Origin of the sequence: Acetobacter sp. AN02, assembly GCF_029759835.1 — a bacterium.
Lineage (GTDB): Bacteria > Pseudomonadota > Alphaproteobacteria > Acetobacterales > Acetobacteraceae > Acetobacter.
On record NZ_JAJJND010000107.1, the window covers coordinates 1 to 6,981 of the forward strand.

Annotated in this window: 5 protein-coding genes and 2 pseudogenes; 6 read left to right on the forward strand and 1 reads right to left on the reverse strand. The window is 62.4% G+C overall.

All coding sequences use genetic code 11. From position 1 onward, the window contains the following. The first annotated feature begins 196 nt into the window (after positions 1-196). The 5 genes and pseudogenes from LOC54_RS10675 to LOC54_RS10695 form a co-directional block, all read left to right on the forward strand. On the forward strand, positions 197-1,174 hold the full coding sequence (locus LOC54_RS10675) for a tyrosine recombinase XerC (protein WP_279313802.1): 978 nt from the start codon (positions 197-199) through the stop codon (positions 1,172-1,174). Beyond that, positions 1,171-2,133, forward strand: a complete 963-nt coding sequence (gene pip / locus LOC54_RS10680; protein WP_279313799.1) for a prolyl aminopeptidase — start codon at positions 1,171-1,173, stop codon at positions 2,131-2,133. Before LOC54_RS10675 ends, pip begins: the two co-directional genes overlap by 4 nt. Further along, positions 2,108-3,100, forward strand: coding sequence for a retroviral-like aspartic protease family protein (locus LOC54_RS10685; protein ID WP_279313800.1), 993 nt, complete (start codon positions 2,108-2,110; stop codon positions 3,098-3,100). Before pip ends, LOC54_RS10685 begins: the two co-directional genes overlap by 26 nt. Before the next feature lie 106 nt (positions 3,101-3,206). Next, positions 3,207-3,845 (forward strand): LolA family protein, encoded by a 639-nt coding sequence (locus tag LOC54_RS10690; RefSeq protein ID WP_408740346.1) that lies wholly within the window; start codon positions 3,207-3,209, stop codon positions 3,843-3,845. Positions 3,846-3,878: 33 nt separating this feature from the next. Continuing rightward, positions 3,879-4,239: pseudogene (locus LOC54_RS10695) on the forward strand (IS5/IS1182 family transposase); the annotation flags it as partial. A gap of 4 nt (positions 4,240-4,243) precedes the next feature. Here LOC54_RS10695 and LOC54_RS10700 read toward each other — a convergent pair. Then, positions 4,244-4,449: pseudogene (locus tag LOC54_RS10700) on the reverse strand (IS3 family transposase); the annotation flags it as partial. Between the two features lie 99 nt (positions 4,450-4,548). Between LOC54_RS10700 and LOC54_RS10705 the strand changes: the two are divergent. Then, complete coding sequence (locus tag LOC54_RS10705) at positions 4,549-6,795, forward strand: primosomal protein N' (protein ID WP_279313801.1); 2,247 nt, start codon at positions 4,549-4,551, stop codon at positions 6,793-6,795. Positions 6,796-6,981 lie beyond the last annotated feature (186 nt).

Consider the following 6,981-nt stretch of genomic DNA (forward strand, 5'->3'; position numbering starts at 1 on the left):
GAACCAGATCGTCGAACAACCTTGGCGCATCATGTCAATCGGACTGCGCAATTGGGCACATAGGTTCTAGCAATCAATGGTTGGTATAACACCCTCTAGGTGCCCGATATGGCAGGAGTATCGACACGGGTATCTTGTTCTTCTGCCCATGAAAGAGATAGGGTTCCCGGTGTTTTGCTGATCGGGGTGTGTGACGATGACGGCGGCTGAGGCGCTTGAGGCGTTTCTGGACTGGATGCGCACGCAGCGCGGGGCTTCGGTGCATACGCTGGCGGCGTATCGCGGCGATCTGGAGCGTTTTTTTGCGTTTCTTTCCGGACATCTGGGCGGGCTCCCTGATATGGCGGGCTTCGGTGCTCTGCCGCTGAGTGATCTGCGTTCCTGGCTTGCATATGAACAGACGGCAGCACTTTCTCCCGGGGGGCGGGGGACTACGCGGGACCGTGCGACGCGGACGCGGGCGCGACGGGTTTCCGCGCTGCGGTCGTTTTTCCGTTATCTTGCCCGGCATCATGGGATCGACAATCCCGCGCCCGTGCTTCTGTCCACGCCGAAAATCCGGGCCACTTTGCCGCGTCCGCTGTCGCGTGATGATGCAGCGGAGGTTCCTGACGGCGTGGCTTCGGGGGCTGTGACGGATATGGCGCGGCAGCGGGACGGGGCGCTGTTTCTTCTTCTTTATGGTGCAGGGCTGCGTATTTCCGAGGCTCTGGGTCTTGATGTGCGGGATCTGGACCGTGCAGGAGCGGATGGGGTGTTGCGGATTACAGGGAAAGGAGGGAAGGAGCGCTTGGTTCCCCTTCTTCCGGTGGTCCGGGAACGCCTTGCAGCCTGGCGGAAAGAGCATCCTGCGCCGTCCCCTGATGAGCCGCTGTTTCCCGGAGTTCGTGGCGGGCGACTGCAGGCGCCCGTGGCGCGGCGGGCGATGCAGGCCTGGCGGGAACTTGCCGGCCTGTCTGATAAGGCAACGCCGCATGCCCTGCGCCATTCCTTTGCCACGCATCTTCTGGAGGGTGGCGCGGATCTTCGCGTGATTCAGGAGCTTCTGGGGCATGCGAGCCTGTCCACCACGCAGCGTTATACGCTGACGGATGAGGCCAGGCTGATGGAGGTCTGGGAGCGGGCGCATCCGCAGGGCAACGGGTTTCGTGAACGGAAGGAAGATCAGGCATGAGTGTGACGGGGCTTTATCCTCCTGCGGAGCCTTATGACAGCGGTCTGATGGCGACCGGGGACGGGCATGAAATATACTGGGAGCTGTGCGGTAATCCGCAGGGAATTCCGGCGGTAGTTCTGCATGGCGGCCCGGGCGGCGGCTGCACGCCTGCACAGCGGCGATTTTTCGATCCGTCCAAGTATAATATACTACTTTTTGATCAGCGTGGTTGCGGGCGTTCGAAGCCTCATGCTTCTCTGGACAACAACACGACCTGGGATCTGGTCCGGGATATCGAACGGCTCCGGGAACATCTGGGCGCGGAGAAGTGGCTTGTGTTCGGCGGGTCCTGGGGATCCGCGCTGGCGCTGGCCTACGCACAGACGCATCCCGGGCGTGTGAGTGCGCTGGTTCTGCGGGGAATTTTCACGCTGCGCCAGGCTGAGCTGCTCTGGTATTATCAGGAGGGGGCATCCTGGATTTTCCCTGATAAATGGGAGAAATTTCAGGCTCCGGTTCCTCAGGCTAGGCGTGGTGACATGATCTCGGCCTATCGTGCTCTTCTGACGGGAGAAGATGAGGTCATCCGTCTGGAGGCAGCGCGGGCGTGGAGCGTGTGGGAGGGAGAGACGCTGACGCTCCTGCCGTCTGACGCGATGAGCGCACAGCATCATGAGGCGGCGTTTGCGCTGGCATTTGCACGGATCGAGAATCATTATTTCGTGCATGGCGGCTGGCTGGAGGAGGGGCAGCTCATTCGTGATTCCGTAAAGCTGAAGGATATTCCGGCCGTGATCATCCAGGGGCGTTACGATATGGTGACACCGGCCCGGACGGCATGGGATCTGCATCGCGCCTGGCCGCAGGCGGAGTTCCGGCTGATCGATGCGGCGGGGCATGCAACATCGGAGCCGGGAATTCTGTCTGCTCTTGTGGAGGCGACGGATCGATTTGCGAAAGAGCTGTCTTCTGTCTGACATGCCGGTGCTTTCGCGGCTTCGGGCCACGCTGATCGGGGCTGTGATCCTGTGCGGGTCCGTGATCGTGCTGCCTCATGAGGCGATGGCGGCTGAGGCATGTGAGGCGCATCTGATCGGGGAGGCTCCGCTACGTAATGATTTCGGATTTCTGTCCGTGCCGGTGCGTCCGGGCGGTCCGGCAGTCAGTATGGTGGCGGATACCGGGTCTGAGGGCAGTCTGATTTCACCTGCAGTCGTGCGGGAGCTGAACTTTCCGCCTGATCCGCACATCCGGACGATGGTCAGCGGGACGGGTGGTGTGGCGGGTGTGGTTCCCAACGTCATCGTTCCTGATCTGGAGATCGGCACGCTGCGGACGGGGCCTGTATCGGTTCCCGTGGGGGATCTTCCATCCCGTCCGGAGATTCATCCGCCTGTCCGGGGTCTGCTGGGGGCGGATATTCTGCTGCGCCATGACGTCAGTTTTGATCCGGAGGAGCGGATGATCCGGTTCTGGCACGTCCCTGAGGGCTGTGCGGCGTTTGTGCCGCCGGGTCGATGGGAGCGGATTCCGGCAGAGTTTTCAGGACATCGCGTTGTGATCCCGGTGCGTGTGGACGGGCACGTGATCCGCGCGCTTGTGGACAGCGGGGCCCGTTCGCGGATTCTGTCGGTTGTGGCGGCTGAGGCGCTGGGAGTGACGCAGGAGCGGCTGGCACGTGATCCGGGCGGGATTACGTCGGGCATTGATGGCCGTGAGAAATCGTATCACTGGCATCGGTTTTCCAGTCTGTCTGTCGGCTCTGAGGTTGAGAAGGCGCCCGTTCTGACGGTGGCGCCTCTTGCCGAGGATTTCGGGATACTGCTCGGGGCCGACTGGTTTGCCGTGCACCATGTCTGGATTTCGCGCCGGGCAGGCGCGCTGTTTTTCCGGAAAGCTGAGTCGGTACGAAGTGACGGGGACAGCCGGAAGCGTGTCAGGTGATCACGGGTGAGTGAGGCTTCCGGATATGTTATGCTCGCCACCCGCGGCAGGCTGAGGGTGTCAGCAGGCAGTTTGTGATGGTTTTTGTGCGACAGGATTATAGTCCATGAGTTCTGCCCGTCGTTTTGTTCTTGCTGCGACTCTGGCCTTTGCTGGTCAGGCGGTAATGTCATCTGTGGTGCCGCAGGCCAGAGCGCAGGAGGCGGCTGCAGTGCTGACGCCGGCGGATCGTGGTTGGCTGGCACGGATCGAGGATCAGCTGAATACGGTGACCACATTGCAGGCGCGGTTCCGGCAGGTTGCACCGGATCGCGCCGTCACGAACGGCACTGTCTGGCTGTCACGTCCCGGGAAGATGCGGTTTGAGTATGACAAGCCGAGCCCGCTGCTTCTGGTTGCCAGTGGCGGAAAGGTTGTATTCCGGGATTCCCAGCTTGATCAGACGACAGAGATTCCGCAGGAGCGGACGCCTCTGGGATTGCTGCTCGGGTCGCATGTTGCCTTTTCCGGCCCAGTGACCGTGACGGGGTTTTCGCACCAGGGCGGGTTCATTCACGTGACAGTCGTGCGGACGGCCTCTCCGGGGGACGGAAGCCTGACGCTTGTTTTTCGTGAGGCGCCTCTGGCGCTTGTATCCTGGACGGTTCTGGATGCGCAGGGGCGTCAGACAGAGGTTTCGCTCTCCGATATCCGGCCCGGCGCTCCGGCGCCTGCATCTCTGTTCGTCCTGCCCCGGGGAGGCTGAAACCGGAGCAGGAGTAAGGCAAAAGAGTAAAGGCGCTTTCCTGGTCCGGTGCCTTCTGGCCGCGTGCCGGATGCCAAAACGGTCTGGCTGTTTCGTGAGTGTCTGACACAGGCCGGTGCAATTGATGGTCTGTTCAATCGCTTTGATGCCACCCTGAAGAATACCGGTATCTGCCAATGCCCTGCCAGACCCCGGATGCCACACTGGTGGCAACGCAATACCAGAGGGGAGAAGCCGATATTCGGGAAGCCCAAATCCGCAGGTCTGGCAGGACAAGCCGTCAAAGCTGTCGCATGGGGACCGTCATGCTCGCTGGTCACTGAAATTCACGAAGGCAAAGCGGCAGGAGGACGGGACACTCCCGGCCACGGACCCCGCCATCCCGTTTTCCGGCTCCTGACGCGCCGGCCGATGATGCATCGGGCGAACGCGTCGATAACGAACGCCACATAAACGAAACCGAGCCGGGTCGCGACACCGGTGAAGTCCGAAACCCATAGCCGGTTCGGCGCCCGCGCCTTGAACTGTAGGTTCACACGGTCGAGCGGCCAGTGGCATTGTTGTCACTGAGCGTCGTCCGCTTCAGTTTGCCCCGGATCACGCCTGCAGGATCCTGATCCCCGATATCACAGCTCTCCCGATACTCCCCGGATTTCTGCTACCCCCTTCCACCGTCACCGCGATGCTCTATGATCGCCACCGCATGTCTCTCTTCCCGGATCTTCCGGACACAGCCCGCCGCCGGCGCGTGTCTGTACTCCTGCCGCTGCCTTTTCCCGGCACGCTTGATTACGCGCTGGCAGACACGCAGGATCTCCGCCCCGGAGATATCGTCTCTGTTCCCCTCAGCGGCAGGAAAGAAACAGGTGTCGTCTGGGAGCATGACGGCACGCTCCCGCCCGAACTCGATCCTCAACGAAATGCAGAACCCCAACCGGACATCCCCGATAATCGCCTGCGTGCGGTCTCTGCAAAACTCGATATTCCGCCCCTGCCCGAAGCACTGCGTCGCTTCATCGACTGGGTCGCGGCCTATACGCTGGCCTCCCCGGGCATGGTGCTCGCCCTGTGTCTGCGCGCCCATCTGCGTGGTGCCGAAGCACGACCGCTCTCAGGATGGACCCCTGCAGATCCGCTTCCCGAAGCACTCCGCCTGACTCCGGCACGCCAGGCCATCCTCACCGCCCTGCAAGACGCCCCGCCTCTCACCACAGCCGCTCTTGCAAAACGCTCCGGAAGCAGTCCCGCCGTCATCAGAGGTCTAGCAGAAGCCCGGGCCATCCTCCCTGTCACGATCGGGGCAGACCTGCCCTTCGGATGCCCGGAACCGGGCCATAACCCGCCATCCCTCGCCGGGCAGCAGGCAGAGGTGGCACAGAATCTGCGCACAGCCGTCACGGAAAACCGCTTCTCGGTCACGCTGCTCGAAGGTGTCACAGGCTCCGGCAAGACAGAGGTCTGCCTCGAAGCCATTGCCGCCTGTCTCGAAGCCGGAAAACAGGCCCTGATCCTCCTGCCCGAGATCGCCCTCTCCGCTCAATGGACCGAACGTTTCGCCCGCCGCTTCGGAACCCGGCCCGCCATCTGGCACTCCGAACTCGGCCCCAAAATCCGCGCACTCACCTGGACCGCCTGTATGAACGGCACGGCGCGCGTGATCGTCGGTGCACGCTCGGCCCTGTTCCTGCCCCTGAACGCACCCGGCCTGATCATCGTGGACGAAGAACATGAAACCGCCTTCAAGCAGGAAGACGGTGTGATGTACAACGCACGCGACATGGCCGTCGTCCGTGCAAGACAGGCCGGAATCCCGATCGTGCTCGTCTCCGCAACGCCCGGTCTGGAAACGCTGACCAACGCACGTAGCGGCCGCTATCGTCACCTGTCCCTGACCAGCCGCCACGGCGGCGCATCCCTGCCCCGGACACGGATGATCGACCTGCGCGAAAATCCGCCGCCACGCGGCTGCTTCCTCTCCCCCGCGCTGACCGACGCCCTTGCAGACACCTTTGCGAAAAAGGAACAGGCGATGCTGTTCCTCAACCGCCGCGGATACGCCCCCCTCACGCTGTGCCGCACCTGCGGACACCGTTTCGAATGCCCCGACTGCACCTCATGGCTGGTCGAACACCGCGCACGCCGGATCCTCGCCTGCCACCATTGCGAGCACACCGAACCCGTGCCGGATCGCTGCCCGTCCTGCAGTGCGGAACATACCCTCACCCCCGTCGGCCCCGGGATCGAACGCATCACGGAAGAAGCCCGGACCCTCTTCCCCGAGGCCCGCATCCTTGTGATGGCCAGCGATATCCAGACAACACCTGCCGCCATGACGGAAGCCATCCGCAGTATCTCGGACCGTGAGACAGATCTCATCATCGGAACGCAGATCGTCGCCAAGGGATGGCATTTCCCTCATCTCACTCTCGTCGGAGTCGTGGATGCGGATCTCGGCCTCGGCGGTGCAGATCTGCGCGCCGGGGAGCGTACCATCCAGCTCCTGCATCAGGTCGCCGGACGCGCCGGACGTGCGGAGGCGGCCGGAACTGTCATGTTCCAGAGCTTCTCTCCCGAACATCCCGTCATGCAGGCCCTCATCTCCGGAGACTTCCAGGCTTTCATGGAGCAGGAATCCCGGCAGAGACAGCCGGGATTCTGGCCGCCCTTCGGTCGCCTCGCCGCACTGATCGTCAGCTCTTCCAGGGAGGAGGACGCGGATAACGCCGCCCGGACCCTGGGAATGGCCGCACCGCAGGGTGAGGGAATTCAGGTTCTCGGACCTGCCCCCGCCCCGCTTGCCCTTCTCAGAGGCCGCCACCGCCGCAGACTCCTGCTCAGAACCCGCCGGCATATCGCCGTGCAGCCTGTCCTGAGACACTGGCTGTCCACAGTCAGTCTGCCCTCTTCTGTCAGGGTCGATATTGACGTCGATCCCGTCTCTTTCATGTGAACATCACGAAACCAGCCACCAACAGACCAGAAATTCCCGGAAATCCGAGCGTTCCAGCCAGCATCCAGGCGGTTCCCCTGAAAAATCACACGGCAGCCCCTTTCCGTAAACTACGGCGTGTCGTCAGTTAAGGGCTGAGCGTGTGCCGTGAGTGTTGTACTTTCCGGCTTCCTGTGCAGACTGTTT